Genomic DNA, 25842 nt, shown 5'->3' on the forward strand with positions numbered 1-25842 from the left:
TCGCAGGCAGCCCGCCGGACCTAGACCGGCAGCTGCGCTTTTGGAAGCCCCTCCGGCAGGGGTGCGATGACATGCGCGAAGGAGCCGGTGACGCGTCCCTCGCGCAGCCCCATCGGCGGCAGGTCGGCGCCCTCGGCATCGCGCGCGCCGAAAAGCGGCGGTCCCTCGGCGCGCAGCGTCGTGGCATAGTGGAATTCGTGCCCGGCCCATCCGCCCGCGAAGGGCCCGGCCGCGCCCTGGAGGCTGCGGTAGCCCAGATGGAGCCGCCGCGCGGCGAAGCTGGTCTCCAGCCGCAGCAGCCCGGCCATTTCGTGGCGCCGCCCGTCCGCGTCGGTCAGCCCAGCGCCCAGCACCATGTAGCCGCCGCATTCGCCGTGAATGGCGGTGCCGCGCCCGGCGGCGGCACGCAGGCCGGGCAGGAAATTTCGGCTGGCGGCGAGGACTCCGGCATGGAGCTCGGGATATCCGCCCGGCAGGAAAACAAGGCCGGCTTCCGGCACCGGATCGTCGTCCAGCGGCGAGAACGGGCGGATCTCGGCCCCGGCTTGCCGCCATCCCTCCAGCATGTGCGGATAGGCGAAGGCGAAGGCGCGGTCCTGCGCCACTGCGATCACCTGCGCGGGGGGCGGTGCAACGGGCAGAACCGGGGCATCGGGCAGGGGGCGGGCCAGCGTCTCCAGCGCGTCCAGATCCGCATTCGCGGCGACCAGCGCGGCGGCCTGGGCCAGGAAGGCGTCCAGGTCCTCGCGTTCTCCGGCCTGGACCAGTCCCAGATGCCGGGATGGCTGTGCGATGCCTGGCTCGCGCGGCACCGCGCCCAGCACGGGCAGGCCGAGCGGCGCCAGCGCGCGCCGCAGCATGGCCTCGTGCCGTGCGCTGCCGACCCGGTTCAGGATCACGCCGGCGATCTCCACTTCGGGGTCATGCCGCGCGAAGCCCGCGACCAGCGGCGCGACCGACTGCGACATCGAGCGCGCATCGACCACCAGAACCACCTGCAGCCGCAGATGCCGCGCGAGGTCGGCACTGGCACCGCGGCCTTCCGGCGGCGCGCCGTCGAACAGCCCCATCGCGCCCTCGACAAGGAGAAGCCCCGGCCCGGCGGCCAGCGCGCGCAGCCGCGCAGGCTCCATCGCCCAGGCGTCGAGGTTGGGGCAGGGCTGCCCGCTCGCGGCCTCGTGGAAGCGCGGGTCGATGTAGTCGGGACCGGATTTCGCCCCGCGCACCGGCACGCCGCGGTCGCGCATCGCGCGCAGCAGGCCGAGCGTCACGGTGGTCTTGCCTGCCCCCGAAGACGGCGCGGCGAGGATCAGCCCGCGACCGGGAGTCATTTCTCCTCGGCGGCGCGGCCCCGGCCCAGCGGATCGACATTGCGCGGCGCGTCTCCCGCGGCGAGCCCCTGCCAGTCCAGCACCTGCCGCATCAGCACGGCCTTGCCGACGCAGATGATGGCCGGCGGCTCCAGATCGGAGGCGGCGATGTCGGCCTCGACGGCGGAAAGCGTGGTCTCCAGCACCTTCTGGCGTGGCGTCGTCGCATCCGTCACGACCGCGACAGGATCGGAGGGGTCGCGCCCTCCCGCGATCAGCTCTGCCGAGATCCGTCCGATATGCTTGACGCCCATGTAGATCACGATGACCTGCGCCGCCTTCGCCAGCGCTTGCCAGTCGACCGATTGCGGGGTCTCCCCCGACTGGTCGTGGCCGGTGACGAAGGCGACCGTCTGGTTGATGTCGCGATGCGTCACGGGGATGCCGGAATAGGCCAGCCCGCCGATCCCCGCCGAGATGCCGGGAATGATGCGGATGTTGACGCCGTGCTGCACCAGCGTCTGCGCCTCCTCGCCGCCGCGGCCGAAGACGAAGGGATCGCCGCCCTTGAGGCGGAGCACCCGCTTGCCCTCGCGCGCGAGATCGACGAGCCGCAGCGAGATGTCCTTCTGCACCGAGGAGGGCTTGCCGCCGCGCTTGCCCGCATAGATCTGCTCTGCCGCCGGGGTCGCCCAGCCGAGGATCCGTGCGTCCACGAGCGCGTCATAGACGATCACGTCGGCCTGGGAGAGCGCGTTGAGCGCGTGCAGGGTCAGGAGCCCGGGATCGCCCGGTCCGGCCCCGCAGAGCCAGACCCAGCCGGGTTCCATTTCGGGCCAGTCGCCCGGGGGCAGGGGAAAGCGGTCGGTCATCTGCGCTTTCTTGCCGGATGGCACGGAACGCGCAAGAGGCAAACGTGCCGCGCGCTCAGTCCGCCGCGCGCAGCACCCGTGCCGGACGGGCCGTCAGCGGCCGCCAGGCGAAGGCCAGCCCCGAGAGCAGCACCGCCACGATGCCGCCCGCGATGATCGCGATCCCGGACCCCCAGTTGACCGCGAAATCCGTTTCCATGACGAAGACCATCACGCCCCAGCCCGCGGCGATGCCCGCCGCCAGCGCGACGAGGCCCGCCGCCGCACCGAGTAGTGCCGAGCGCAGGGCGAAGCTCGCCAGGATGCGCGGGCGGGTGGCGCCCAGCACCTTGAGGATCGCGGCTTCCTGCACGCGCGCCCGTTCGCCGGCCGCTGCGGCGCCGATCAGCACGACGAAGCCGGTCAGCAGCGTCGCGCCCGCCGCCCAGCTGGTGGCGGCGGCGATGCCGGACAGCACGCGGGTGACGTTGTCGATCGCGTCGCGCACCCGGATCGCGGTGACGTTCGGATAGGCGTTGGCGATGTCGCGCAGGATCGCCGCCTCCGCGCTTTCGTCCGCATAGACCGTGGCGATATGGGTGTGCGGCGCGCCTGCCAGAGCCGAGGGGTTCATCGACAGCACGAAGCCGATCCCGGCATTGGAGAAATCCACCACCCTGAGCGAGCTGATCGTCGCGGTGATCTCGCGGCCCAGGATGTTCATGGTGATCGTGTCGCCGATCTTCACGCCGATCTCCTGGGCCTCCTCCTGGGCGAAGCTGACCAGCGGCGGGCCGTCATAGTCCTCGGGCCACCATTCGCCCTCGGCCATGGTGACGTTGTCGGGCTTCGTTGCCGAATAGGTCAGGCCGCGGTCGCCGCGCACCACCCAGTGGTTGCCTGCTACCTCGCGCGCCGGCCGTCCGTTGATCTTGGTGATCACGCCGCGCAGGTTCGGCGCGGTGTCGACGCGGCTGACCGCCGGGTCGTTCTCGACCCGGTCGAGGAAGCCCTGCAGCTGGCCGGGCTGGATGTCGACGAAGAAATAGGAGGGCGCCCGCTCCGGCAGGTCGTCCTGGATGGCATTGCGCAGGTTGCGGTCGATCTGGCCGACCGCGGCCAGCACGGCGAGGCCGAGCCCGAGCGACAGCACGACCGAGGTCGTCTCCTCCCGCGGGCCGCCGATGGCTGCGACCGCCCATCGCAGTGCCGGCCGGCCGCGGGCAACGCCCTTCTTCGCCGCCCAGGCGGCGAGGCGGCGCAATCCGTAGGCGGCGATCACCAGCACGGCCAGCGCGGCGGCGACCCCGGCCGCGGCCCAGAGCGCCAGATGCGGCACCCCGGAGAGCGCGGCGGCCAGCCCCACGAGCAGCGCCAGCAGCAGGCCGATGGCGATCAGGTAGCGGCCGCGCGGCAGGCGCGGCGCCAGCGAGGTCCCGTCGCGGAACAGTGCGGCGGCGCGGACTTCTTCGGTGCGCGCGAGCGGCCAGAGCGCGAAGATCAGCGCGGTTAGCAGGCCGTAGACGGCCGCCTCGGCCAGCGCGGTCCATTTGATCCCCAGCGCGATCGGCACCGGCAGTCGCGCTTCGATCACCGGGCCGAGCGCGAGCGGCAGCGCCGCTCCGAGCGCCACGCCCAGAACGACGCCGATGGCGGTCAGCACGCCGATCTGGATCAGGTAGGTCAGGAAGATCGTCGTGCGGTCGGCGCCGAGCGTCCTGAGCGTCGCGATGGTTCCGGTCTTGGCCGACAGGTAGGCGCGGACCGAGGCCGAGATGCCGACCCCGCCGACCGCCAGCCCGGCAAGGCCGACGAGCACGAGAAAGGCGCCGATCCGGTCGACGAAGCGCTGGATGCCCGGCGCGCCGTTCCGCGCGTCCCGCCAGCGCATGCCCTCGTCCTGGAAGCGCGCCTGCGCCTCGGCCTTCACCTGGTCGAGCACTGCCGTGTCCGGCAGGTCGAGCCGGTAGTCGGTGTCGAAGAGCGAACCCTCGGAGAGCAGCCCCGAGCCCTGCAGGTCGCGGGTGAAGACGATGGTCCGCGGGCCGAGGCTGAAGCCCGCCGTGCCGGCATCGGGCTCGCGCGCCAGCTCCGCCGCCAGGACGAAGTCCTTGCTGCCCAGCCGCACCGTGTCGCCGATCTTCAGCCCCAGCCGGTCGATCAGCACCTTCTGCATCACTGCGCCGGGCCGGGTCCCGTCGCCCTTCAGCGCGTCATGCAGGGACATCTCCGGTTCCAGCCCGACGCTGCCCAGCAGCGGATACATCGTGTCGACGGCCTTCACCTGCGTGAGCCCGCGCTCGCCTGCGCCGTTCACCGCCATGGAGCGGAAGTCGACGATCTCGGACATCCGGTCGGAGACCGACCGCATCCAGTCCTGCTCGGACTCCGAGGCGAAGCGGTAGGTGAATTCCATCTCGGCATCGCCGCCGAGGATCACCGCGCCTTCGCGGCCCAGCCCGTCCTCGATCGATATGCGCACCGTGCCCACGGCTGCGATGGCCATGACGCCCAGCGTCAGGCAGGTGAGGAAGATGCGGAAGGCGCCGAGGCCGCCGCGCAGTTCCCGCCGGGCGATCCGCCCCGCCTGGCGCAGCCTCATTCCGCGGCCTCGCTCAGCCTGTCCTCGCCCTCGACGGCGCCGTCGCGCAGCCGGATCACCCGGTCGCAGCGCGCCGCCAGTTCCGGCGCATGGGTCACCAGCACCAGAGTCGCGCCGTGCCGGTCGCGCAGGCCGAACAGCATGTCCATGATCGCCTGGCCGTTGGTGCCGTCGAGATTGCCGGTCGGCTCGTCCGCCAGCAGGAGCGCCGGGCGCGGCGCGGCGGCGCGGGCCAGCGCCACGCGCTGCTGCTCGCCGCCCGACATCTGCGACGGGTAATGGTCCAGCCGGTGGCCCAGCCCGACCGCCTCCAGCTCCTCGGCGGCGCGCGCGAACGCGTCCCCGCGGCCCGCCAGTTCCAGAGGAGTTGCAACGTTTTCCAGCGCGGTCATGGTCGGAATGAGGTGGAAGGACTGGAAAACCACCCCCATATTGTCCCTGCGAAACACGGCGAGCCGGTCCTCGTCCATCGCGGAAAGATCCTGCCCCATGCAGGCGATCGCTCCGCCGGTGGCGCGTTCCAGCCCGCCCATCAGCATCAGGAGCGATGACTTGCCCGATCCCGACGGCCCCGTGAGCCCCAGCGTCTCCCCGCGCGCCACGTCGAGCGTGATGCCACGGAGGATCTCCACCGGCCCGGCATTGCCGTCTAGGGTGAGGGCGGCATCCTTGAGCGAGAGGACGGGCTCGGCCATGGGGCGTCTCCTTGGTCGTGTCACATTACTGCGATATGGCTCGGGCCGAGCCTGCCGCAAGGCGGCGCTGGCAATTGCGCTGGCTTTCCCGGGTTTTGCCGCCCATGCTGACGCGGTTGTGATCGCCGCCCTGGGCGACAGCCTGACCGCGGGCTACGGGCTTGGGGAATACGAAGGGCTGGTGCCGCGGCTGCAGAACTGGCTGACCACGCGCGGGGTGGATGCGGTCGTGCTCAATGCCGGCGTCTCGGGCGACACCACCGCGGGCGGTCTCGCCCGGCTGGACTGGACGCTCTCGCCGGATGTCGGGGCGCTGATCGTCGAGCTCGGCGCCAACGACATGCTGCGCGGCGTCGACCCCGCGGAAGTGCGCAGCAACCTCGACGCCATTCTCGCCAAGGCCGGAGAGGCCGGGCTGCCGGTGCTGCTGCTGGGGTTCCGCGCGCCGGGGAATTACGGGCCGGACTACCAGGCGCAGTTCGACGCGATCTTCCCCGAGCTCGCCGAAGCGCATGGCGCCGACCTCTTCCCGTCCTTCTTCGGGCCGCTGCGCGCCAGGGATGACGGCAGCCAGAAGGTCCGCTCCAAGTATCTCCAGGAAGACGGGCTGCACCCGACGGCCATGGGCGTCGCGCTCATCGTCGACGAGCTGGGCCCGCAGGTGAAGGCACTGGCCGAAAAGGCGGCGGCCAAGTGAGGCGGCGGCAGGCTGGACCTTCCGGGCAGGGCGGCTAGCTTGCCGGGCATGCTGCTGGAGGCAACCGACATCGCGCGCCGCTTCCCCGGAGAGGCCGGACCCGTGACAGTGCTCGACGGCGTGTCGCTGTCGCTGGCGCAGGGCGAGACGCTGGCGCTGACCGGCGAGAGCGGCTCGGGCAAGAGCACGCTGCTGACGCTGCTGGCCGGGCTCGACCGGCCCGACCGCGGCGAGATCCGGCTGAAGGGCACCGCCTTCGGGCCGCTGAAGGAGCCCGAGCTGGCGGCGATCCGGCGCGGCCGCATCGGGCTGGTGTTCCAGCAGTTCAACCTCGTGCCCTCGCTGTCCGTCGCCCAGAACATCGCGCTTCAGGCGCGGCTGGCCGGGCGCCATGACCGGGATTGGTGCGCCGCGCTGGCGGAGCGGCTGGGTCTGTCGGCGCATCTGGCCAAATACCCCGAAACGCTGTCGGGCGGGCAGCAGCAGCGGGTTGCCGTCGCCCGCACGCTGGCCGCGCGGCCGGAGGTGATCCTGGCCGACGAGCCGACCGGCAATCTCGACGAGGCGACGGGCGACGCGGTGCTGGCCGAGATGCTGGCGCTGGTGGCCGAGACCGGCGCGGGGCTGGTGATGGTCACCCATTCCGGGCGCCTGGCCGGAAAGCTTTCGCGGCGGCTGCACCTGGCGCGCGGGCGGCTCGCGTGATCGGGGCGGCGGCAGCGGCGCTCCTGTCGCATTGGCGGCGGCACCCGGGGCAGCTGGCCACGCTGGTGGCGGGGCTGGCGCTGGCCACGGCGCTCTGGACCGGGGTGCAGGCGATCAATGCCGAGGCACGGGCCAGCTATGACCGCGCGGCCTCGGCGCTGGAGCAGTCCGACCTGCCGCTGCTGGTGCCGCGCGAAGGGGACAGCCTGCCGCTCTCCGATTACGTGGCGCTGCGCCGCGCTGGCTGGAAGGTGGCGCCGGTGATCGAGGGACGGTTGCGGCTCAAGGACGGTTCGGCGCGGCTGGTCGGGCTCGACCCGCTGACCGCGCCGGCCGTGCCGGGCAGCGGAACCGGCGGCGATCCGGGGCGCGCGCTTCTCGATTTCATTTCGCCGCCGGGCGAGATCCGCGGCCATCCCGACACCCTGGCCGGGCTGCCCGCGGCGGTGGAGGGGCGCCGCGTGGCGACGGAGGCGCTTTCCCCGGGGACGCTGGTCGCCGATATCGGCACGGCCGCGCGGCTGCTGGGGCTGGAGGGCCGGCTGACGCGGCTGCTGATTCTCGAAGATCCCGCCCAGGATCTGCCGCCGCTGGGCGAGGTCGCGCCGGACCTGCGCGAGGCGCCGCCGCAGCCCGAGAACGACATCCGCGGACTGACGGGCAGTTTCCACCTGAACCTGACCGCCTTCGGGATGCTGTCCTTCGCGGTCGGGCTCTTCATCGCCCATGGCGCGGTCGGCCTCGCCTTCGAGCAGCGCCGCGGCACGATCCGCACGCTGCGCGCCCTCGGCACCCCGCTTTCCGCCGTTGCCGCGCTTCTGGCTGCCGAGGCGTTGGCGCTGGCGCTGGCTGCCGGGGCGCTCGGCGTCGGGCTGGGCTACGTGCTGGCCAGCCTGCTCCTGCCCGATGTCGCCGCCACGCTGCGCGGGCTCTACGGCGCGCCGGTGCCGGGCAGCGTGGCGGTGCGGGCCGCCTGGTGGGCGGCGGGTCTCGGCATGGCGCTCCTGGGTGCGGCGCTGGCCTCGGCCCAGAGCTTCTGGCAGCTCCGCCGACTGTCGGTGCTCGCGGCGATGCAGCCCCGTGCCTGGGCGATGGCGCAGGGACGCGGCCAGCGGCTCATGGCACTCGCGGGGCTGGCCGGGCTGGCCGCGGTGCCCGCGATCCTGCTGTGGGGGCAGGGGCTGGCCGCGGGCTTCGCCGCGCTCGCGGGGCTCCTGCTGGGCGCGGCCTTCCTGCTGCCGCTGTCGCTGTCCGCCGGGCTGCGGGCGGCGGAACGGGCGGCGCGCTCCGCGCTCGGCGAATGGGTCTGGGCGGATGCGCGCCAGCAGGTGCCGGGCCTGTCACTGGCGCTGATGGCGCTGCTCCTGGCGCTTGCGGCCAATATCGGCGTTTCCACCATGGTGGCGAGCTTCCGCGCGACCTTCGAGGGCTGGCTCGACCGGCGGCTGGCGGCGGAGCTCTACCTGAGCTTCGACAGCCCGGCGCAGGCGGCGGCGGTCCTGCCGGGGATCGATGCCTCCGCCGTACTGCCGGTGACGCGGACCGAGGCCGATCTGGGCGGCGCGCCGGGGCTGGTCTATGCCATGGCGGACGATCCCACCTACCGGCGGAACTGGCCGCTGATAGAGGCGGGACCGCAGGTCTGGGACCGGCTGGCGGCAGGCGGGGGCGTGCTGGTCAACGAGCAATGGGCGATCCGCGCGGGGCTCTCGCCGGGGGACACGGTGCAGATCGACGGGGCGGCGCGCGAGGTGCTGGGGGTCTATGCCGATTACGGCAATCCGCGCGGCCAGGCGATCCTCGGGCTGGAGGCGTTCCGCGCGCTGCACCCGGAGATCGGGGAGACGCGATTTGCGCTGCGTCTTTCCGGCGATCCGGCGGCGGAGGCCGCGCGGCTGGTGGCCGAGGACGGCCTGCGCCCCGACCAGGTGACCGACCGGGCCGCGCTGAAGGCCGAGTCCCGCGCGGTGTTCGAGCGGACCTTCGCCGCGACCGACGCGCTGAACGTGCTGACCCTGGCCGTGGCCGGTTTCGCGATCTTCACCTCGCTCCTGACGCTGCAGTCGCTGCGCCTGCCGCAGGTCGCGCCGCTCTGGGCGCTGGGGCTCACCCGGCGGCGGCTCGCCTTGCTGGACCTCGCGCGGGCCGGTCTGCTGGCCGCGGGCACGGCGCTGCTGGCCTTGCCTGTCGGGCTGGCGCTGGCCTGGCTCCTGCTGGCCGTGGTCAATGTCGCGGCCTTCGGCTGGCGCCTGCCGATGCAGATTTTCCCGGCGGATTGGCTGCGGCTGGGGCTCGCCGCGCTGGTCGCCGCACTGCTGGCCGCGGCGCTCCCGGCGCTGCGGCTTGCCCGGGTCAGCCCCGCCCGGCTGCTGAGGGTCTTCGCCGATGCCCGCTAGGATCACCCGCCGCCATGCGCTGGCCCTGATGGCCGCCGCAGCCACCCCCGCCCGGGGGCAGGGTTTCGCCGGGCTCGGACAGGATGCGGACGGTTTCGCCCTGCCGCAGCCGGACCCGGTCTTCCGCTTCCCGCGCGACCATGGCCCCCATCCGCGCTTCCGCATCGAATGGTGGTACGTGACCGCGAACCTGGCGACTGCCTCCGGCGGGAACCGCGGCATCCAGTGGACGCTGTTCCGCTCCGCTCTGGCGCCGGAGGACCGTCCCGGCTGGGCCTCGCCGCAGATCTGGTTCGCCCATGCCGCCATGACCCGCCCCGATGCGCATCTGGTGGCCGAGCGGCGCGCCCGCGGCGGCATCGGCCAGGCGGGCGTCACCGCCGAGCCCTTCGATGCCTGGATCGACGGCTGGCAGATGGCCGGGCATCCCGGTGCCGATGCGCTCGGCCGGCTGTCCCTGCAGGCGCGCGGCGAAGGCTGGAGCTACGATCTGGAGCTTGCCGCGGACGGCCCGCTCGTCTTCCACGGGGACGGCGGCTATTCGGTCAAGCACGAGCGCGGGCAGGCGAGCTACTACTATTCGCAGCCGGGCTACCGCGTGACAGGCCGGCTCGTCTGGCCGGAGGGGGCAGAGGAGGTGACCGGGCAGGCCTGGCTCGACCGCGAATGGTCCTCCCAGCCGCTCGACGCCGACCAGAGCGGCTGGGACTGGTTCTCGCTGCATCTCGATGGCGGCGACAAGCTGATGGTCTACCGGCTGCGCGACTCCGGGGACGGCTTCACGCCCGGCACCTGGATCCGCGCCGATGGGCGCAGCGAGAGCATCCCCGACGGCGAGATCGCGCTGGAGCCGCTGGACTGGACCCGGATCGGCGACCGCCGCCTGCCGACCTCCTGGCGGATCCGCATCCCTTCGCGCGGGCTGGTGCTGGAGACCGGGCCGGTCAATCCGCGCGCCTGGATGGCCACCGGCATCGCCTATTGGGAAGGACCTGTGCGCGTGACTGGCAGCCGCAGCGGCATGGGATACCTGGAGATGACCGGATATGACTGAGCTTGCAGAGCTCTGGGGCCGGGCCTGGGACATGCTGGAGGCCGGGCTTTCGCAGCGCGACGCCCCGGCGCGGCTGCCGGTGCTGGCAACGGCCGGGCTCGGCGGCGGAGCGGAGGCGCGCATGGTCGTGCTGCGCGGGGCCGACCGGGCGGCGCGGCGGCTGGAGGTCCATACCGACGCGGCCAGCGGCAAGGCGGCGGAGCTGGCGCGCGATCCGGCGGCGACCCTGCTGGTCTGGGACCCGGACGCGATGCTGCAGCTGCGGCTGCGCGTGCAGGTGACGTTGCTGCCGGGCGATCCGCGCCGCTGGGAGGCCGTGCCCGAGCTCTCCCGCGCCGCCTATGGCGGCCAGCCGCCGCCCGGCGTGCCTCTGGAGCATCCCGGCGACTGGACGGCGGCGCCGGTCATCTCGCGCCACTTGGCGCTGGTCTGCGACCTGCGCGTGCTGGAGGTCCTGCATCTGGGCCGGGACCTGCACCGCCGCGCCCGCTTCTCGGCCGGGGATAGCTGGCTGGGCGGCTGGGTGGCGCCGTGACGGCAGAAGGTAGCGCGATGTTAACCATGCCGGCCTAGCAAGGATCCGTGGTCAGGGCCGACTCGGACCCCCGGGTCGGGCAGACAGTTCCGCGTATCCAGAAGGACGCCCATGGCAGAGATTTCCCATATCCCCGGCGCGATCGCGCCCGGCTTTTCGCATCATTGGGACAGCGTCCCCGAATTCGTGCTCGGCGTGTCCTGGGAGACCTGCGAAGGCCGCGGCGTCTCCTCCATTCTCGAGCATTTCGGCGAGCAGGCCATCCTCCGCAGTCCGCCGCAGGTCATGTCAGGCGCTCGGGCGATCCTGTCGGATGCGCTTTCGGGGCTGGCCGAATTTCCCGACCGGGAGCTTCTGGGCGAAGACGTGATCTGGCACGAGACCCCGGCGGGCAAGGACATCGCGGCCGGCTTCCACGCCTCGCTGCGGGCCAGTGCACGCGGCACCCATCTGGGCGAGGGCCCGCGCGGCGCGGGCAGCGGCAAGCGCACCCATGCGCGCGTGCTGACCGACATGTGGTGTTCCGAGAACCGGATCCATGACATCTGGCGGGTCGAGGACAGCGCCGCGCTGGCGCTGCAGCTGGGGCTGACGCCGCGGGCCGTGGCTGAGCGGCTGATCGTGGCCGAGGGCGGCCCCGGGCGCTGCGTCGCGCCGCTGACGCCGGACAACGATCCGGAGGGACCCTACTATGCCCGCGGCAACAAGAGCGCGCCGGGGGCCGAGCTGGAGGATCTGCTGCGCGAGCTGATGAACGGCGCCTTCTCGGTGATTCCGGACCGCTACGACCGGGCCTGCGAACTGGCCTATGCCGGCGGCGAGATCCGCCAGGGCCACGGCGCGGCCGACCGGTTCTGGCTGGGCCTGCGCTCGGCCTTCCCGTCGGCGACCTTCCGGGTGGAGCATGTCAGCGGCATGGAGGAGGACGGCCAGATGCCCCGCGCGGCGCTGCGCTGGTCGCTCTACGGCAAGCATGACGGCCCGGGCATCTTCGGCGCGCCGACCGGGTGCTTTGCCTATGTGATGGGCATCACCCATGCCGAATTCGGTCCGCGCGGGCTGCGCCGGGAATGGACGCTGATCGACGACGTGGCGATCTGGAAGCAGCTGCTGCTGGCGGCGGTCTGACGCTGCGCCGCCCGGCTGCAGCCGGGCGCTGCGCGGCCGGGACAGCCGGCAGATGGCCGGAACGCACTGTGTCGGCGCCGAAGCTGGCGATGCAGCGGCAGGTCAATCCGGACGGGCCCGGGCATTGCCCGCTCCGTCTGGCCGGGATCGGACGCCGAACGCGACGAGGCTGCGCTTTTGGGCGTTTCGGCGCAAGGGCACGGCTCTGCGGCTTTGCGGCCCTGGTGTCGCGCCACGCGTTCGCTTTCCAGCCCATGCTGCGGCAAGCCGGTCGATCCGATGGAATCTCCTCGGTCATCCTCTCCTGCCGGCGGACGCCGCGGACGCCCCCTTTGCGCCACTTGAGCGGGGCCAGGATCCCCGATGCCGGGCGTCGCAGGTGCAGGCTCATCCGGTTCCCAGCTGCAACGGCAACCTTTCCGGCAGGCAGCAGCAGCCCGGCCAATTCATGGCCGGTGCGGCCCGTCGGCCATCCGAAAGCGCCGGCATGAACCGCATCGACCGGTCGCCGCCGGTTTTGTGCCGATGCCGTACGTTCCGACGGCTCCCTATCCGCCAAGGCCCTAGGTTCAGGATTCATTTGTTTTTGCTGTTCCGCATGCTTCGCGGCTCCAGCGACGCAGCGGCGACATGAGCGGTCTCTTCCGGCTGATCGGCGCGCTGATGGCGCGTCTGAACCCGTTCTGCCCGAAGCCGCACGGAAAGCCCCGGGGCGATGGCAAGAGGGTTCCGAGCGGGATTGCATTCACCAGCCGCAATGGGTTGGGGTGGTACGATGCCCCTGACGCCCCTGACGCGCACAGGTGAAGGGAACCATGGAGCCAGCGGGGCCGCGAATGGCCCGGAAACGCCCTGCAATCGCTGGAAGCGCTGGAGCGGGAAAGCTATCTTCGCGCAGATCATGGCGGGTCCGGCCGCCGGACATGGAGAGCGGAGGATCGCGGTGATCGGCGCGACCCATCCGAAAGCGCGCCGGACTGCGGCCGGCATGGTACCGGAAAGGCGGGCGCGGCCGCCGCACCGATCGAACCGGAAGCGGCATGGACACCAAGCTTCGCGCCATCTGTGACCGCCCGGGGCGACCGGTTGACCTTTTTCGTCGCCGCCGGACATGCGAGCGGCCGTGTCGGCACAAGAGCGCTGGTCGCAGCCTGCCCGACGTCAAATGGCTGGCCGGGGATCGCGGCTAGGATGCCGATTGGTTCCGGGAAGCGCTGCAGGACAAGGGGATGTGCCCTGTGCATTCCCGGCCGAAGGCAACGCAAGGTCCCCGTCAGCCACGGCAGGCGCCGGTGCAAGCGGCGCAACCGCATCGAGATCTTGTCCGGCAGGCTCAGGGACCGGAGGCGTGCCGCAACCCGCTGCGGCAAATGTCCCGAGGTCTTCTTCCCGGCCATCGCTCTCGCGGCAATCGCCATCTTCTCGTTGTGAATCGTGACCCTGGCGCAGTCCCCGCCGGCGCCCTGTCGGGGATACGGCCGCCCGGGATGCCGATTGCCTGCCCCCGCCTGGCTGGAAGAGAGAAGGTTCGACCCCGGCGCAGGCCCCATGGGAGCTTCCGCATCGGCGGGGTGTTCCGTCCGCGTCAGGATGGCATGCCCTGCACCGCGCGCGCCGACCCGACGGGTCCGTTTGCGCGGCAGGCTCCGCTGCGCTGCCGCATTGCGGCTGCCGGGCGGTCATGGCGCTGGAAAAGCGCCGCCCCATGCGCTAGAATCGTTTCTAGACCCGGGCAAACGGGCAGGGCAGACAGGCAGGCAGCCATGACAGAGATGGTGTACGGCGCGGCTCCGGCCGTGCGCGGCGACCCGATGATTCCCCGCTGGTGGCGGACCGTGGACCGATGGTCGCTGATCAGCATCATCATCCTGATGGGCATCGGCCTGCTCCTCGGCCTCGCGGCATCGCCGCCCCTTGCCGAGCGCAACGGGCTGGAACCCTTCTGGTACGTCAAGAAGCAGCTGATGTTCGGCGCGATGGGGCTCGTCGCGATGATCGCGGCCTCGGTCATGCCGGTGATGACCATCCGGCGCTTCGGCATCATGGGCTTCGCCCTCTGCCTGGCCGCGCTGCTGCTTCTGCCGGTCTTCGGCACCAATTTCGGCAAGGGCGCGATCCGGTGGTATTCCCTGGGCTTCGGATCGGTGCAGCCCTCGGAATTCATGAAGCCGTGCTTCGTCATCCTCTCGGGCTGGCTGATGGCCGCGGCGCACCAGATCGACGGTCCGCCCGGCCGCTTCATGAGCTTCTGCGTCGCGGTCTTCATCGTCGGCACGCTCGCGCTGCAGCCGGATTTCGGCCAGGCCTCGCTGATCGTCTTCTCCTGGGGGGTGATGTATTTCGTGGCCGGCGCGCCCTGGTGGATCCTGTTCGGCGTGGCCGGGCTGGTCGTTGCCGGGGGCGTCACCGCCTACAACCTGTCGAGCCATTTCGCCGGGCGGATCGACGGCTTCCTTGCCACGACGGTCGATCCGACCAGCCAGATCGGCTATGCCTCGAACGCGATCCGCGAAGGCGGCGTCTTCGGCGTCGGGCTCGGCGGCGGCGAGGTGAAATCGACGCTGCCCGACGCGCATACCGACTTCATCATCGCTGTGGCGGCCGAGGAATACGGGCTGGTGCTGGTGCTGGTGATCCTGGCGCTCTACGCTACGGTGGTGGTGCGGTCCCTGATCCGGCTGCTGAACGAGCGCGATCCCTTCGTGCGGATCGCCGGGACCGGGCTGGCCTGCGTGCTGGGCATGCAGGCGGCGATCAACATGGGGGTCGCGGTGCGGCTGCTGCCGACCAAGGGGATGACGCTGCCCTTCGTCTCCTATGGCGGCTCCTCGGTGATCGCGGCCGGGCTGACCGTCGGTGCGCTGCTGGCGCTGACCCGCAAGCGGCCGCAGGGGCGCATGGCCGACGTGATCGCCCGGGCCGACCGGGGATGAGCGCTCCCTTGCTGGTCATCGCTGCCGGGGGAACCGGCGGCCACATGTTCCCTGCCCAGGCGCTGGCCGAGGAAATGCTTGCCCGCGGCTGGCGGGTGAAGCTGTCGACCGACGAGCGCGGGGCGCGCTATGCCGGAGGCTTCCCCGAGGCGGTGGTGCGCGAGGTGGTGGCCTCCGCCACCTTCGCGCGCGGCGGCAAGCTCGCCAAGGCCGCGGTTCCGCTGAAGATCCTCTCCGGCGTGCTGTCCGCGGCGCGCGCAATGCGCCGCGACCGGCCCGCGGCGGTGGTGGGCTTCGGCGGCTATCCGTCGATCCCGGCGATCGGCGCGGCCTGGCTCCTGAAGCTGCCGCGGCTTCTGCACGAGCAGAACGGCGTGCTGGGCAAGGTCAACGAGATCTTCGCCCGCCGCGTGCCGGTCGTGGCCTGCGGTACCTGGCCGACGGTGCTGCCTGCGGGCGCCGTGGGCAAGCCCGTCGGCAACCCGGTGCGCCAGGTGGTCCAGGACAGGGCCGGGGCGCCCTACATCCCGCCGGGCGACTACCCGATGAGCCTGACCGTGTTCGGCGGCAGCCAGGGCGCGCGCATCCTCTCGGACGTGGTGCCCGAGGCGATCTGCGGCCTGCCCGACGGGCTGCGCAGCCGCCTGCGCGTGTCGCAGCAGGCCCGTCCGGAGGATCTGGACCGGGTCCGCCACGCCTATGAAAGCGCGGGCGTCCAGGCCGACGTGCGCGACTTCTTCACCGACATTCCCGCCCGGCTGGCCGAGTGCCAGCTGGCCATCGCCCGCGCCGGGGCGTCGTCGATCGCCGACATCACCGTCATCGGGCGGCCGGCGATCCTGATCCCTTTCGCCGCCGCTGCCGCCGACCACCAGACCGCGAATGCCCGCGCCCTGGTCGAGGCGGGCGGCGCGATCATGATCCCGGAAACAAAATTCGATGCCGTGGCGTTGAGGGCCCAGGTCGTCACCATCCTGCAACAGACGGACATCGCCGTGAAGATGGCCGCTTCCGCTCTGGCCGCAGGCCGGCCAGATGCAACCACCCGCCTGGCCGCCCTGGTCGAATCCGTCGCCGAAAACAAGTAACCAAGAAGAGGAAGAGCAGATGAAACACTGGGAGGCCGCCATGCACGCCGCCACGAAACTCCCCCTCGGCCTCGGTGCCATCCATTTCGTCGGGATCGGCGGGATCGGCATGTCGGGCATCGCCGAGGTTCTGCTCAACCATGGCTACACCATCCAGGGCTCGGACGCGAAGACCTCGAAGATCACCGACCGGCTGGTGTCGCTCGGGGCGAAGGTCTTCGAAGGCCAGCGCGCCGAGAACCTCGACGGGGCGGAGGTCGTGGTGATCTCCTCGGCGATCAAATGCGGCAACCCGGAACTCGACGAGGCCCGCCGCCGCGGCCTGCCGGTCGTGCGCCGCGCCGAGATGCTGGCCGAGCTGATGCGGCTGAAATCGAACATCGCTGTCGCGGGCACCCACGGCAAGACCACCACGACGACCATGGTGGCGACGCTGCTCGATGCCGGCGGGATCGACCCTACTGTGATCAACGGCGGCATCATCCATGCCTACGGCTCGAACGCGCGGATGGGGCAGGGCGAGTGGATGGTGGTCGAGGCCGACGAGTCCGACGGCACCTTCAACCGGCTTCCCGCGACCATCGCCATCGTCACCAATATCGACCCCGAGCACATGGAGCACTGGGGCACGGTCGAGAACCTGCGCAAGGGCTTCGACGATTTCGTCCACGGCATCCCGTTCTACGGCCTCGCCGTCTGCTGCACCGACCACCCCGAGGTGCAGGCGCTGGTCGGCCGCACCACCGACCGCCGCATCATGACCTTCGGCTTCAACGCCCAGGCCGATGTCCGCGCCACCGGGCTGCGCTATGAGAAGGGCGTGGCGCATTTCGACGTCGCGCTGCCCGACGGCGAGAAGATCGAGGGCTGCACCCTGCCCATGCCCGGCGACCACAACGTGTCGAACGCGCTCTCGGCGGTGGCCGTGGCGCGCTACCTGGGCATGGAACTCGGCGCGATCCGCGAGGCGCTGGCGAATTTCGGCGGCGTCAACCGCCGCTTCACCCGCGTGGGCGAGGCGAATGGCGTGACCATCATCGACGATTACGGCCACCACCCGGTGGAGATCGCCGCGGTGCTCAAGGCCGCCCGCCAGTCGGTGGAGCCGGGCGCCCGCGTCATCGCCGTGCACCAGCCGCACCGCTATTCGCGCCTGTCGAACCTCTTCGACGATTTCTGCACCTGCTTCAACGAGGCCGATGTCGTCGGCATCGCCGAGGTCTACGGCGCGGGCGAGGCCCCGATCGAGGGCGCGACCCGCGAGGGCCTGGTCGCAGGCCTGATCCAGCACGGCCACCGCCACGCCCGCGCGGTAATGGACGAGGACGACCTGGAGCGCCTGGTCCGCGAACAGGCCCGCCCCGGCGACATGGTCGTCTGTCTCGGCGCCGGCACGATCTCTGCCTGGGCGAACCGTCTGGCGGAGCGGCTGAACGCCTGACGTTTCCGGTGCCGGTCTTGACCCGGCGCCGCCTCCGGGCTTTGCTTGCCCGGTATTGGTTCGGGCGGTTTCATGACGGCGATCGAGGATATCCGGGACGGGAAAAGCCTGCGGGCCTGGCTGGAAGAGCAGGATAGCTACGAGACCTCCGTTGCCATCGCTTCGCGGGCGGCGCTGCGGGTTCAGCCGTTCCTTTGGCGCTATCTCATGCCGGCGCGGCGCGATGCGGAATTGACCGCTCTGAAATTCGTGCGATCCTGCCTGATATCCTCGGTTGCGGCCAAATCGCCAACCGAGGATATCAAGAGGGCCGCCTTCGCCGCCGACGCCGCCGCCGCCGCCGCCAGAGCCGCCTTCGCCGCCGACGCCGCCGCCGCCGCCGCCAGAGCCGCCTTCGCCGCCGACGCCGCCGCCGCCGCCGCCAGAGCCGCCGCCGCCAGAGCCGCCTTCGCCGCCGCCGCCGCCGCCGCGCTTTGGAACGAAATAAGAACGGATGCCGGACTTCTGTCGCAGGGCGCTGATATCCTTGCATCGCCGCTTTGGACCATAGGCGCGCCCGTGTTTCTTTCATGGGAAGATATCGGCCGGTCATGGCAGGCCGCCGGAGAACCCTGGGCAACTTTCGCCGCGTGGTACGAGGACCTGCTCTCCGCCGCCCCGTCCCCCGATTGGCCGCTGCTCGAACGCATCGCCCTGATCGCGCCCGATCAGTGGGAGGACAAGGACGGGCCAGACAAGATTGCAGCCGCTATCGCCGCCATCCGTGCCGAACAGAGCGCCCTGGCGGCGACCATCGCGGCGACCCCGAATGCCGAGGAAATCGGCCTTGATCCGGAAACCTCGCAGCCGCTCAGCGTTCCGGTGCAAGATTTGGACGATGCGTTGCTTGACACCATCCTGCGGCGGCTCGACCGCGCGATGACCCGCTTTTCCCAGGCCTGCCGGGACACGCGACGCTCCAACATGGGACCGATCATCGAGGAAGCCGTCGCGACCGATCTCGCCTATCTGCGCGAGGATCTTCTGGCGGAGGCCGGATCGCCGCTTGGCCTGTTCAATGCCCTGGACGACTGCCTCGGCGCGATGCGGCGCTGCCTGGAGGAGCGCGGTTTCTCCGAGGACGCGCCCGTGCAGCGGCTGATGGGCGTCATCGAAACGTGCTCCATTGACGTGCTGCGCAACAGTCCCGCAACCGAAGAGGTGGTGTCCAAGCGCCGCGAAGAGCTGTTCCTGCGCATGGACGAGGAACGCCGCATCCAGTTCGATCAGGCGGCGCATGACATGGCGATGTCGTCGATGGATGGGCTGAAGCAGAAGCTGCTGCACGACCTGAAAGTTGCCAACGACCCTGACGCGCCGCCCGAACTGCGACGCCGCCACCGCTACAATGTGATTTCCCGCACCAGCCGCGGCGCCCGCGCCGTCCGCGAGCGCCGCTACATCGACCCCGCGACGGGGAGCCGCGTCGTGGAGGCTGCCGACTCCATCCAGAAACTGGATGCGGGCGGCAAGGCGTTGTGGGGGTGAGTTGCGCCAGTCTGCAAGTTGATCGCTGCCAGTCTCGGCGGCTCCTGATCAGGCCCGGCCGTTCCGGCACTGCGTTTCGAATGGTCCGGAGGCAAGCGACGAGGACAGCGACCGCCTGGGCGGGCGCGAATGCGCCTGCCGGGGGGCGGGCAGGTGCAGTCCGGCGGTGCCGCCGGGCGGGACGCATCTCCGGCGCAGGCGCTTAGGCGCAGTCCGGGCCCGAGGGGATCATGCTGGTCGAGACGCTGCGGTGCGCGGAGCTGCTCGATCTGACCTGCAGCAACGCCACGCCGGCCGCGCATGCGGATGCGGCAGCGACTGCCCGGGGAGGCCCAAATGCGCTGGTCGTGCCGGAAGCATGCCACTGGCGGGACGGGCAGGCAGGCGGGGACCGTCGGCGGCGCCGGACCGGCCGATTGTCCAGTGTCCGCGCTCAGGCGCAATCCGCTCCCGAGGGGATGACCGTGGCCGAGACGCTGCGGCAGTCGGACGTGCTCGAGCCGAGCGGCACGCCATCCGCGGTCGTTCGGGTCGTCGTGCTGGAGGAGGTCGAGTATTCCACGCAGCCCGGCAGGCTGGCGGCGAGGGCGAGTAGCAGGGCGGCGGGTTTCATCGTCTGGCATTCCTTCTGGCCTCGCCGCGCAGATTTCCGTCGGCGGATCTCGCGGCGGGATGACTCTTTGCCGATGTCGAGCTAGATCGCTCCGCATGGAAAGCAACCGCCCCCTTGCCCCGCTCACCTGGCTCCGCTGCGGCGGGCCGGCCGAGATGTTCTTCCAGCCGAAGGACCTCGACGATCTCTGCGCCACCTTGGCCGGGCTTGACCCGGCAACTCCCGTTTTCCCGCTCGGCCTCGGTTCCAACCTGATCGTCCGCGACGGCGGCATCCGCGGGCTGGTGATCCGGCTCGGGCGGGGGTTCGCCGGCATGGAGTTCGGCGACGGCCGCGCCGTGGTGGGCGCTGCCGTGCCGGATGCGCAGGCGGCGAAGCGTGCCGCCATGGCCGGGCTCGACCTGACCTTCCTGCGCACCATCCCCGGCAGCATCGGCGGCGCGGCGCGGATGAATGCCGGCTGCTACGGCTCCTATCTGGCCGACCATTTCCTCGAGGCGCAGGCCGTGACCCGTGCGGGCGATGTGATCACATTGACGCCCGGAGACATGGGCTTCGCCTACCGCCATACGGACCTGCCGCCCGATCTTGTGATTACAAGCGTGACGCTCGCCGCCGAACCGGGCGATCCCGACGCCCTCATGGCCAAGATGGAAGAGCAGCTTGCGAAACGCGACGCCACCCAGCCGACCAGGGACCGCACCGCGGGCAGCACCTTCCGCAACCCGGCCGGGTTCTCCTCCACCGGGCGGGCCGACGACACCCACGAGCTGAAGGCCTGGAAGCTGATCGACGAGGCCGGGATGCGCGGCGCGCGGATGGGCGCCGCCCAGATGTCGCAGATGCATTCCAATTTCCTGGTGAACACCGGAGGGGCGACTGCCGCCGATCTGGAGGGCCTGGGCGAGCTCGTGCGGAAAAAGGTTTGGGATTTCCACGGCATTGAGCTAGTCTGGGAAGTGCAGCGCGTGGGCGAACCAGCCCCCGCCACTTCCAAGTTAACCAACGATTAACCGATCCGGGGCTAACCCGGACGGCAGAGCAGTCAGAGGCCGAAAACGGCCCGAGCGAGAGGCAGGGGCATGTCACCAGACCCCTTGGTAGCGGTTCTCCTTGGAGGGCCGTCTTCGGAGCGCGAGGTATCCCTGTCCTCGGGCGCCGAATGCGTGAAGGCGCTGAAGGCCGCGGGCTTCCGCGTCACCGAAATCGATCCGGACGACCGGATCGCGGCGCAGCTGGCAGAGGCGGCGCCCGATGTCGTGTTCAACGCGCTGCATGGCCGCGGCGGCGAGGACGGCGCGGTGCAGGGGCTGCTGGAATGGATGCGGATTCCCTATACCCATTCCGGCGTGGCGGCGTCTGCTCTGGCCATGGACAAGCAGAAATCGAAGGCCGTGCTGGCCGCGGCGGGCCTGCCGGTCATGCAAAGCCGCATCGTGCCGCGCGGCGAGGCCGAGGCCGCCCATATGCTGCCGCCGCCCTATGTGGTGAAGCCCAACAACGAGGGCTCCTCGGTCGGGGTCTATCTCGTGCAGGAAGGGGCCAACGCCCCGCCGAAGCTTGCCGACACCATGCCTGCCGAGGTGATGGTGGAGACCTTCGCGCCCGGCCGCGAGCTGACCACCGCCGTCCTGGACGGCAAGGCGCTGACCGTCACCGACATCCTGACCGACGGCTGGTACGACTATGACGCGAAATACCGCCCCGGCGGGTCGCGCCATGTCATCCCCGCCGAAATCCCGCCCGAGATCTTCGCGGCCTGCCTCGACTATGCCGAGCGCGCGCATGCCGCCCTCGGCTGCCGCGGGCTCAGCCGCACCGATTTCCGCTGGGACGAGGCGCGCGGGCTCGACGGGCTGATCCTGCTTGAGGTCAATACCCAGCCGGGCCTGACGCCGACCTCCCTGGCACCCGAGCAGGCGGCGCATTGCGGCCTGTCCTTCCCCGATCTCTGCCGCTGGATGGTGGAGGACGCGTCATGTGCGCGATGAGGGCGCCCCGGGACGACTACGCGCCGTCGCGGATCGCCTACCGCGTCAACCGGCTGTGGCTGTCGCCGATCTTCCGCATCACCATGCTGTGGCTCTTGCCTATGGGCGTGATCGGCGGCGGCATCGGGCTCTGGGCCAGCCAGCCGGGCTCGCAGGAGCTGGTGCGCAGCATCCAGGTGGCCGTCATGGCGCGGATGCGCGACCAGCCGGATTTCCAGGTCAAGCAGATGGCGGTGAAGGGTGCCTCGCCGGAACTGACCCGCGAGATCCGCCGCGTGCTCGACCTGCAGTTCCCGATGAGCGTGCTCGACCTCGATCTCGACGAGATCCGCGTCAAGGTCAGTGCCTTCGACGCGGTGGCGCATGTCGATGCGCATGTCGTTCTGGGCGGCGCGCTGATGCTGGAGATCACCCAGCGCAAGCCGGTGGTGATCTGGCGAAATGCCCGCGGGCTGGCGCTGCTGGACGAGGAAGGCCACCGCGTGGCGGTGACCGAACGCCGCGACGGCGCGCCGGAGCTGCCGCTGATCGCGGCAGCGGGCGCCGAGGATGCGATCCCCGAGGCGCTGGCCATCGTTGCCGCGGCCGAGCCGCTGAAGGACCGGCTGCGCGGGCTGATCCGCCAGGGCGAGCGCCGCTGGGACGTGGCGCTGACCGGCGACCAGGTGATCCAGCTGCCCGAGACCGGCGCGGTCGCCGCGATGGAGCGGGTGCTGGCGATGGACGAGGCGGGCGACCTGCTCGGCCGCGACATCCGCGTCATCGACATGAGGAACCCCGACCGGCCGACCATCCGGCTGGGGGACGAGGCCTTTGCCTATCTGAAGACCCTGCGCGGGCTGGAAAAAGGGATGAGCAACTGATGATCGACCTCTACGAAACCCAGCGGGCCATGCGCCAGATGCGCAAGGCGGCGATGCAGCGCGGCGTGGTGGCGATCCTCGATCTGGGAACGGCGCAGACCACCTGCCTGATCCTGCGCTTCGACGGCGGCCATCTTCCCGGCAATGACGGCGTGGGGCCGCTGGCGGGGCAGTCGCGCTTCCGCGTGATCGGCGCCGCGACGACCCGCTCGCGCGGCATGCGCTTCGGCGAGATCGACGTCATGCAGGAGACCGAGCGCGCGCTGCGCACCGTCGTGCAGGCGGCCCAGAAGATGGCGCAAGTCCGCGTCGACCACGCGATCGCCTGCTTCTCCGGCGCCGGGCCGCGCAGCTACGGGCTGGCCGGGCAGATCGACCTTGCCGGGGACTCGGTGCGCGAATCCGACATCGCCGCCGTGCTGGCAAGCTGCGAAGTGCCCGATCTGGGGCCGGACCGCACGATCCTGCATGCGCAGCCGGTGAATTTCGCGCTCGACCACCGCTCGGGCCTGACCGATCCGCGCGGGCAGGTGGGCAACACGCTGGCGGCCGACCTGCACCTGCTGTCGGTCGATGCCGGGGTGGTGCGCAACCTGCTGCATTGCGTCAAGCGCTGCGACCTGGAACTGGCGGGGATCGCCTCCTCGGCCTATGCCTCGGGCATCTCGGCACTGGTCGAGGACGAGCAGTCGATCGGCGCGGCCTGCATCGACATGGGCGGCGGCACGACCGGCATCTCGATCTTCATGCGCGGCCACATGATCTATGCCGACAGCGTGCGGATCGGCGGTGCGCATGTGACTTCGGACATCTCCAAGGGCTTCGGAATATCGCTGGGCCTCGCGGAGAAGATCAAGTGCTATCACGGCGGCCTCGTGCCCACGGGCCGCGACGACCGCGACATGATCGAGCTGACCGGCGAGACCGGCGACTGGGAACATGACCGCCGCGAGATCAGCCGCTCCGAGCTGATCGGCATCATGCGTCCGCGCGTCGAGGAGACGCTGGAAGCGGTGCGCGAGCGGCTGGACGCGGCCGGGTTCGAGGCGCTGCCGAGCCAGAAGATCGTGCTCACCGGCGGCGCCAGCCAGGTGCCCGGGCTGATGGGGCTGGCCGCGCGCATGCTCGGCCACCAGGTGCGGCTGGGACGGCCGCTGCGCGTGCAGGGCCTGCCGCAGGCAGCCACCGGGCCGGGATTCTCGGCGGCGGTCGGACTGTCCATGTTCGCGGCCCATCCGCAGGACGAATGGTGGGATTTCGAGATCCCGGCGGAACGCTATCCGGGCCGCTCGCTGCGCCGCGCGGTCAAGTGGCTGAAGGAGAACTGGTGATCTCCCGGCGGGATTGACCGTTCCTTTACCATGACCCTGCACAACTCCGGCCCGGGAATGTCCTGGCCGGAGGAGACGGAAAATGGACAGCACGAAGGCGCTGGTGCGCCGCAGCACGGATCCCGGCTGGGCCGCCGCAGCCTTGGGCGAGGACCTTGCGGCGCTTCGGTCGACGGCCCTGTCCGGGCTCGAACCGGTGCCGGGCGAGGGCATCCTTGCCGGGCCCAGCCATGTGACGCGCTGGAAGCATCTGGCCGCGAACGGCGCGGTGCCGCTGCCTTTCGAGAAGACCCATTTCGCGGGCGGCGCCGGGCTTCCGGCCTGGAACCGCAGCTTGTTCGAACAGGTCGCCAACTGCTACCGGCCGGGCATGCCGGTGGTGCTGATCCTGCCCGATCCGCGCTGGGGCAACTCGGTTCTGGCGCAGCCGGAGGGCGGCGGGGACGGCTTTGCCGACGGCCATACCCATGTTTCGCGGGAGCTGATCTCCCCTGAAGGCGATGCGCTGATGATCCGCCGCCATGCCGCCGCGCTCGGCTACTGGTGGGCGGCCTTCGGAGAGGATCTGCGGCTCCTGCCCTGGACCGGGCTGTTGACCGCGCATGTCCACCTGGAGCGCGGCGATTACTGGAGCGGCGGGCGCTACAGCTATCCGGCGATGGAAAGCTGGCTTGGCGGCGACGCCGCGCGCGTCGGAGCGGAAGACCTCTCCGCCCTGCTGACGCAGGAGGCCGTCTCCGGCTATGGCGGGCTCTATTGCGACCGCTCGCTGCATCCGTCGCTGGCGGGCTATGTCCTGCTGATGCATGCCGCGGCCGGGGCACCTTTTGCCGCGGCGATGGCCGCCGGGCAGGCGGCGCGCGACCGTTGGGTCTGGCGCCTCCGGCGCCGCGCGGAGACGCTGCTGGCCAGTTCCGGACCAGTGCGGATCTCCGGCGGTCCGGCCTGGCAGAAGGCAGCGCGGCTTAGCCTCGGCGCCGCGGCGCTGGAGGTCCTCGAAAGGGCGGGCCTTCACTTCGGCGGACCGCCGCGTCCCGGCGCCACGAATGTCAGGATCTGCTCTCCGGTCGCCGCCGCTCCGGACGAGCCGCCGGGCACCGGCGCCCTGCGCAAGCCGCTGCTCCTGCCCTGGGCCGAGATTGCGGATCTCGCCCGTCGCCCCGGCGCAGCCGCAGCGGACATGCCCTATCGCGAGATCTTCCGCGGGGCGGGTTTCGGCTGGGAAGATCTGCTTGCAGAGGCCGGTCCGCCGGGCTCCTGGACGGACGAGCCGGGCGAGCACTGCCCTTCGGCGGCCGGCGTTGCGGCAGTCATTCTCGGCCTTCTCTACGGGCTGGCCATGCGCGGCTGACCCTGCCGGGCCTCGGGAGGCCGGGCATCACCTATCCGGGGCGCATCCGAACCCGGCATTCGCTCAAAGGCGATCTCCCGAAACTCGGCGAGGTTGGCCATGGCGATGACGGACAGCTTCCCGCCGGGCCAGCCAGGCGCGTTTGTCAGGGGCCTCTCAACCGTTTCGGCGGTTGCGTTGGCCTTCTGCCGTCAGGTGGTCAGGCATCGCTCTTGGTGCATGGCGGGTGACTTGCCCGCTTGGGCTTCCCCAGCTCGATGTGAAGTCTGGCCAACCGCGCGCGGCTCCCCAAGCTTGGACTGCCGGAAGCTGGAACTTTCCGGCAGTCTCACGATGACTGACTGGTCACGCCGTCAGGAGAACGCATGGCGATCGGGCCGTTGCATCCGGTCTTCGAGCAACGCTCGAAAGTTGGCGATGGCCTGAGGGGCGGCATATCGCGGCGGTGTCGAAGCGTCGGCAATTCTCTTCCGAGAAAGGGATATGCCATATGTCGGAGACTGCCATCGCCACGCTGCCCGATCCATGCAGGGGCTCGCCGGATCCGCTGACAGGCGTCATCCGGGCCGGGGTGCTGAAGCTGATCGAGCAGGCGATCGAGGCGGAACTGGCTGCGCTTGCTGGGCGCCTTCGCCGGCCATGCGCTCGGGGACGGCCGAGTGCGTTGCTGCGCAAATCCGGGGAGAGTCACTTCGTGAATCCAGCATGATAGCTGGTGGCCATGAGCAGAC

The 25842-nt window shown here is 70.9% G+C and carries 21 protein-coding genes and 1 pseudogene; 17 read left to right on the forward strand and 5 right to left on the reverse strand.

All coding sequences use genetic code 11. From position 1 onward, the window contains the following. Positions 1-20: 20 nt before the first annotated feature. The 4 genes from HCC78_RS13800 to HCC78_RS13815 are packed head-to-tail and all read right to left on the reverse strand — an operon-like array spanning position 21 to position 5458. Positions 21-1331 carry a cobyrinate a,c-diamide synthase gene (locus HCC78_RS13800; protein WP_172329372.1) on the reverse strand — a complete coding sequence of 437 codons (1311 nt, stop codon included), beginning with the start codon at positions 1329-1331 and terminating at the stop codon, positions 21-23. Beyond that, positions 1328-2182: a uroporphyrinogen-III C-methyltransferase gene (gene cobA, locus HCC78_RS13805; protein WP_172329373.1), complete on the reverse strand. Its 855-nt coding sequence runs from the start codon at positions 2180-2182 to the stop codon at positions 1328-1330. Before cobA ends, HCC78_RS13800 begins: the two co-directional genes overlap by 4 nt. Positions 2183-2237: 55 nt before the next feature. After that, the gene (locus HCC78_RS13810) at positions 2238-4763 is read right to left on the reverse strand and encodes an ABC transporter permease (RefSeq protein WP_172329374.1); all 2526 of its coding nucleotides are present in this window, start codon (positions 4761-4763) and stop codon (positions 2238-2240) included. Further along, the gene (locus tag HCC78_RS13815) at positions 4760-5458 is read right to left on the reverse strand and encodes an ABC transporter ATP-binding protein (protein ID WP_172329375.1); all 699 of its coding nucleotides are present in this window, start codon (positions 5456-5458) and stop codon (positions 4760-4762) included. The genes HCC78_RS13810 and HCC78_RS13815 overlap by 4 nt, the downstream gene beginning before the upstream one ends. Here HCC78_RS13815 and HCC78_RS13820 point away from each other — a divergent pair. The 11 genes and pseudogenes from HCC78_RS13820 to HCC78_RS33170 all read left to right on the forward strand — a co-directional run bounded on the left by HCC78_RS13820 (position 5457) and on the right by HCC78_RS33170 (position 18962). Next, a complete protein-coding gene (locus HCC78_RS13820) occupies positions 5457-6155 on the forward strand; it encodes an arylesterase (RefSeq protein WP_172329376.1) in 699 nt (232 codons plus the stop codon). The genes HCC78_RS13815 and HCC78_RS13820 overlap by 2 nt on opposite strands. Positions 6156-6203: 48 nt before the next feature. Next, the gene (locus HCC78_RS13825) at positions 6204-6860 is read left to right on the forward strand and encodes an ABC transporter ATP-binding protein (RefSeq protein WP_172329377.1); all 657 of its coding nucleotides are present in this window, start codon (positions 6204-6206) and stop codon (positions 6858-6860) included. Further along, positions 6860-9256, forward strand: a complete 2397-nt coding sequence (locus HCC78_RS13830; protein ID WP_172329403.1) for an FtsX-like permease family protein — start codon at positions 6860-6862, stop codon at positions 9254-9256. The genes HCC78_RS13825 and HCC78_RS13830 overlap by 1 nt, the downstream gene beginning before the upstream one ends. After that, entirely contained in the window at positions 9246-10310 is a 1065-nt protein-coding gene (locus HCC78_RS13835) for a lipocalin-like domain-containing protein (protein WP_172329378.1), read from the forward strand. The genes HCC78_RS13830 and HCC78_RS13835 overlap by 11 nt, the downstream gene beginning before the upstream one ends. Continuing rightward, positions 10303-10845 (forward strand): pyridoxamine 5'-phosphate oxidase family protein, encoded by a 543-nt coding sequence (locus tag HCC78_RS13840; RefSeq protein ID WP_172329379.1) that lies wholly within the window; start codon positions 10303-10305, stop codon positions 10843-10845. The genes HCC78_RS13835 and HCC78_RS13840 overlap by 8 nt, the downstream gene beginning before the upstream one ends. A gap of 111 nt (positions 10846-10956) precedes the next feature. Then, positions 10957-11973 (forward strand): ester cyclase, encoded by a 1017-nt coding sequence (locus HCC78_RS13845; protein ID WP_172329380.1) that lies wholly within the window; start codon positions 10957-10959, stop codon positions 11971-11973. A 630-nt stretch (positions 11974-12603) separates the two neighbouring features. Continuing rightward, positions 12604-13404, forward strand: a pseudogene (locus HCC78_RS13850) (IS5 family transposase). Between the two features lie 332 nt (positions 13405-13736). Beyond that, on the forward strand, positions 13737-14906 hold the full coding sequence (locus HCC78_RS13855) for an FtsW/RodA/SpoVE family cell cycle protein (RefSeq protein ID WP_172329381.1): 1170 nt from the start codon (positions 13737-13739) through the stop codon (positions 14904-14906). Next, a complete protein-coding gene (locus tag HCC78_RS13860; protein WP_172329382.1) occupies positions 14903-15994 on the forward strand; it encodes a glycosyltransferase in 1092 nt (363 codons plus the stop codon). Before HCC78_RS13855 ends, HCC78_RS13860 begins: the two co-directional genes overlap by 4 nt. Before the next feature lie 40 nt (positions 15995-16034). After that, positions 16035-17435, forward strand: coding sequence for a UDP-N-acetylmuramate--L-alanine ligase (murC, locus tag HCC78_RS13865; RefSeq protein ID WP_172329404.1), 1401 nt, complete (start codon positions 16035-16037; stop codon positions 17433-17435). Positions 17436-17507: 72 nt separating this feature from the next. After that, positions 17508-18962 (forward strand): hypothetical protein, encoded by a 1455-nt coding sequence (locus HCC78_RS33170; RefSeq protein ID WP_216671147.1) that lies wholly within the window; start codon positions 17508-17510, stop codon positions 18960-18962. Between the two features lie 433 nt (positions 18963-19395). Here HCC78_RS33170 and HCC78_RS13875 read toward each other — a convergent pair whose 3' ends face one another. Continuing rightward, positions 19396-19575: a hypothetical protein gene (locus tag HCC78_RS13875; protein WP_172329383.1), complete on the reverse strand. Its 180-nt coding sequence runs from the start codon at positions 19573-19575 to the stop codon at positions 19396-19398. Positions 19576-19670: 95 nt separating this feature from the next. On the opposite strand from HCC78_RS13875, the gene murB reads away from it, so the two are divergent. The 6 genes from murB (at position 19671) to HCC78_RS13905 (ending at position 25820) form a co-directional block, all read left to right on the forward strand. Beyond that, positions 19671-20588, forward strand: a complete 918-nt coding sequence (murB, locus tag HCC78_RS13880) for a UDP-N-acetylmuramate dehydrogenase (protein ID WP_253949167.1) — start codon at positions 19671-19673, stop codon at positions 20586-20588. A 69-nt stretch (positions 20589-20657) separates the two neighbouring features. Further along, the gene (locus HCC78_RS13885) at positions 20658-21566 is read left to right on the forward strand and encodes a D-alanine--D-alanine ligase (protein WP_172329385.1); all 909 of its coding nucleotides are present in this window, start codon (positions 20658-20660) and stop codon (positions 21564-21566) included. Continuing rightward, entirely contained in the window at positions 21554-22429 is an 876-nt protein-coding gene (locus HCC78_RS13890; RefSeq protein ID WP_172329386.1) for a cell division protein FtsQ/DivIB, read from the forward strand. Before HCC78_RS13885 ends, HCC78_RS13890 begins: the two co-directional genes overlap by 13 nt. Next, positions 22429-23760 (forward strand): cell division protein FtsA, encoded by a 1332-nt coding sequence (gene ftsA / locus HCC78_RS13895; protein WP_172329387.1) that lies wholly within the window; start codon positions 22429-22431, stop codon positions 23758-23760. Before HCC78_RS13890 ends, ftsA begins: the two co-directional genes overlap by 1 nt. Positions 23761-23842: 82 nt before the next feature. Next, positions 23843-25111, forward strand: a complete 1269-nt coding sequence (locus HCC78_RS13900; RefSeq protein ID WP_172329388.1) for a hypothetical protein — start codon at positions 23843-23845, stop codon at positions 25109-25111. 490 nt (positions 25112-25601) lie between these two features. After that, a complete protein-coding gene (locus HCC78_RS13905) occupies positions 25602-25820 on the forward strand; it encodes a hypothetical protein (protein WP_172329389.1) in 219 nt (72 codons plus the stop codon). Positions 25821-25842 lie beyond the last annotated feature (22 nt).

Origin of the sequence: Mangrovicoccus sp. HB161399, from assembly GCF_013184745.1 — a bacterium.
Taxonomy (GTDB): Bacteria; Pseudomonadota; Alphaproteobacteria; order Rhodobacterales; family Rhodobacteraceae; genus Mangrovicoccus.

Coding starts and splice junctions, on each gene's coding strand:
- HCC78_RS13875 (WP_172329383.1), bottom strand. CDS start 19,575: ATGAAACCCGCCGCCCTGCTACTCGCCCTCGCCGCCAGCCTGCCGGGC.
- HCC78_RS13810 (WP_172329374.1), bottom strand. CDS start 4,763: ATGAGGCTGCGCCAGGCGGGGCGGATCGCCCGGCGGGAACTGCGCGGC.
- HCC78_RS13855 (WP_172329381.1), top strand. CDS start 13,737: ATGACAGAGATGGTGTACGGCGCGGCTCCGGCCGTGCGCGGCGACCCG.
- murB (WP_253949167.1), top strand. CDS start 19,671: ATGGAAAGCAACCGCCCCCTTGCCCCGCTCACCTGGCTCCGCTGCGGC.
- ftsA (WP_172329387.1), top strand. CDS start 22,429: ATGATCGACCTCTACGAAACCCAGCGGGCCATGCGCCAGATGCGCAAG.
- HCC78_RS13885 (WP_172329385.1), top strand. CDS start 20,658: ATGTCACCAGACCCCTTGGTAGCGGTTCTCCTTGGAGGGCCGTCTTCG.
- HCC78_RS13815 (WP_172329375.1), bottom strand. CDS start 5,458: ATGGCCGAGCCCGTCCTCTCGCTCAAGGATGCCGCCCTCACCCTAGAC.
- HCC78_RS13840 (WP_172329379.1), top strand. CDS start 10,303: ATGACTGAGCTTGCAGAGCTCTGGGGCCGGGCCTGGGACATGCTGGAG.
- HCC78_RS13900 (WP_172329388.1), top strand. CDS start 23,843: ATGGACAGCACGAAGGCGCTGGTGCGCCGCAGCACGGATCCCGGCTGG.
- HCC78_RS33170 (WP_216671147.1), top strand. CDS start 17,508: ATGACGGCGATCGAGGATATCCGGGACGGGAAAAGCCTGCGGGCCTGG.
- HCC78_RS13800 (WP_172329372.1), bottom strand. CDS start 1,331: ATGACTCCCGGTCGCGGGCTGATCCTCGCCGCGCCGTCTTCGGGGGCA.
- HCC78_RS13820 (WP_172329376.1), top strand. CDS start 5,457: ATGGGGCGTCTCCTTGGTCGTGTCACATTACTGCGATATGGCTCGGGC.
- HCC78_RS13905 (WP_172329389.1), top strand. CDS start 25,602: ATGTCGGAGACTGCCATCGCCACGCTGCCCGATCCATGCAGGGGCTCG.
- cobA (WP_172329373.1), bottom strand. CDS start 2,182: ATGACCGACCGCTTTCCCCTGCCCCCGGGCGACTGGCCCGAAATGGAA.
- murC (WP_172329404.1), top strand. CDS start 16,035: ATGCACGCCGCCACGAAACTCCCCCTCGGCCTCGGTGCCATCCATTTC.
- HCC78_RS13835 (WP_172329378.1), top strand. CDS start 9,246: ATGCCCGCTAGGATCACCCGCCGCCATGCGCTGGCCCTGATGGCCGCC.
- HCC78_RS13825 (WP_172329377.1), top strand. CDS start 6,204: ATGCTGCTGGAGGCAACCGACATCGCGCGCCGCTTCCCCGGAGAGGCC.
- HCC78_RS13860 (WP_172329382.1), top strand. CDS start 14,903: ATGAGCGCTCCCTTGCTGGTCATCGCTGCCGGGGGAACCGGCGGCCAC.
- HCC78_RS13890 (WP_172329386.1), top strand. CDS start 21,554: ATGTGCGCGATGAGGGCGCCCCGGGACGACTACGCGCCGTCGCGGATC.
- HCC78_RS13845 (WP_172329380.1), top strand. CDS start 10,957: ATGGCAGAGATTTCCCATATCCCCGGCGCGATCGCGCCCGGCTTTTCG.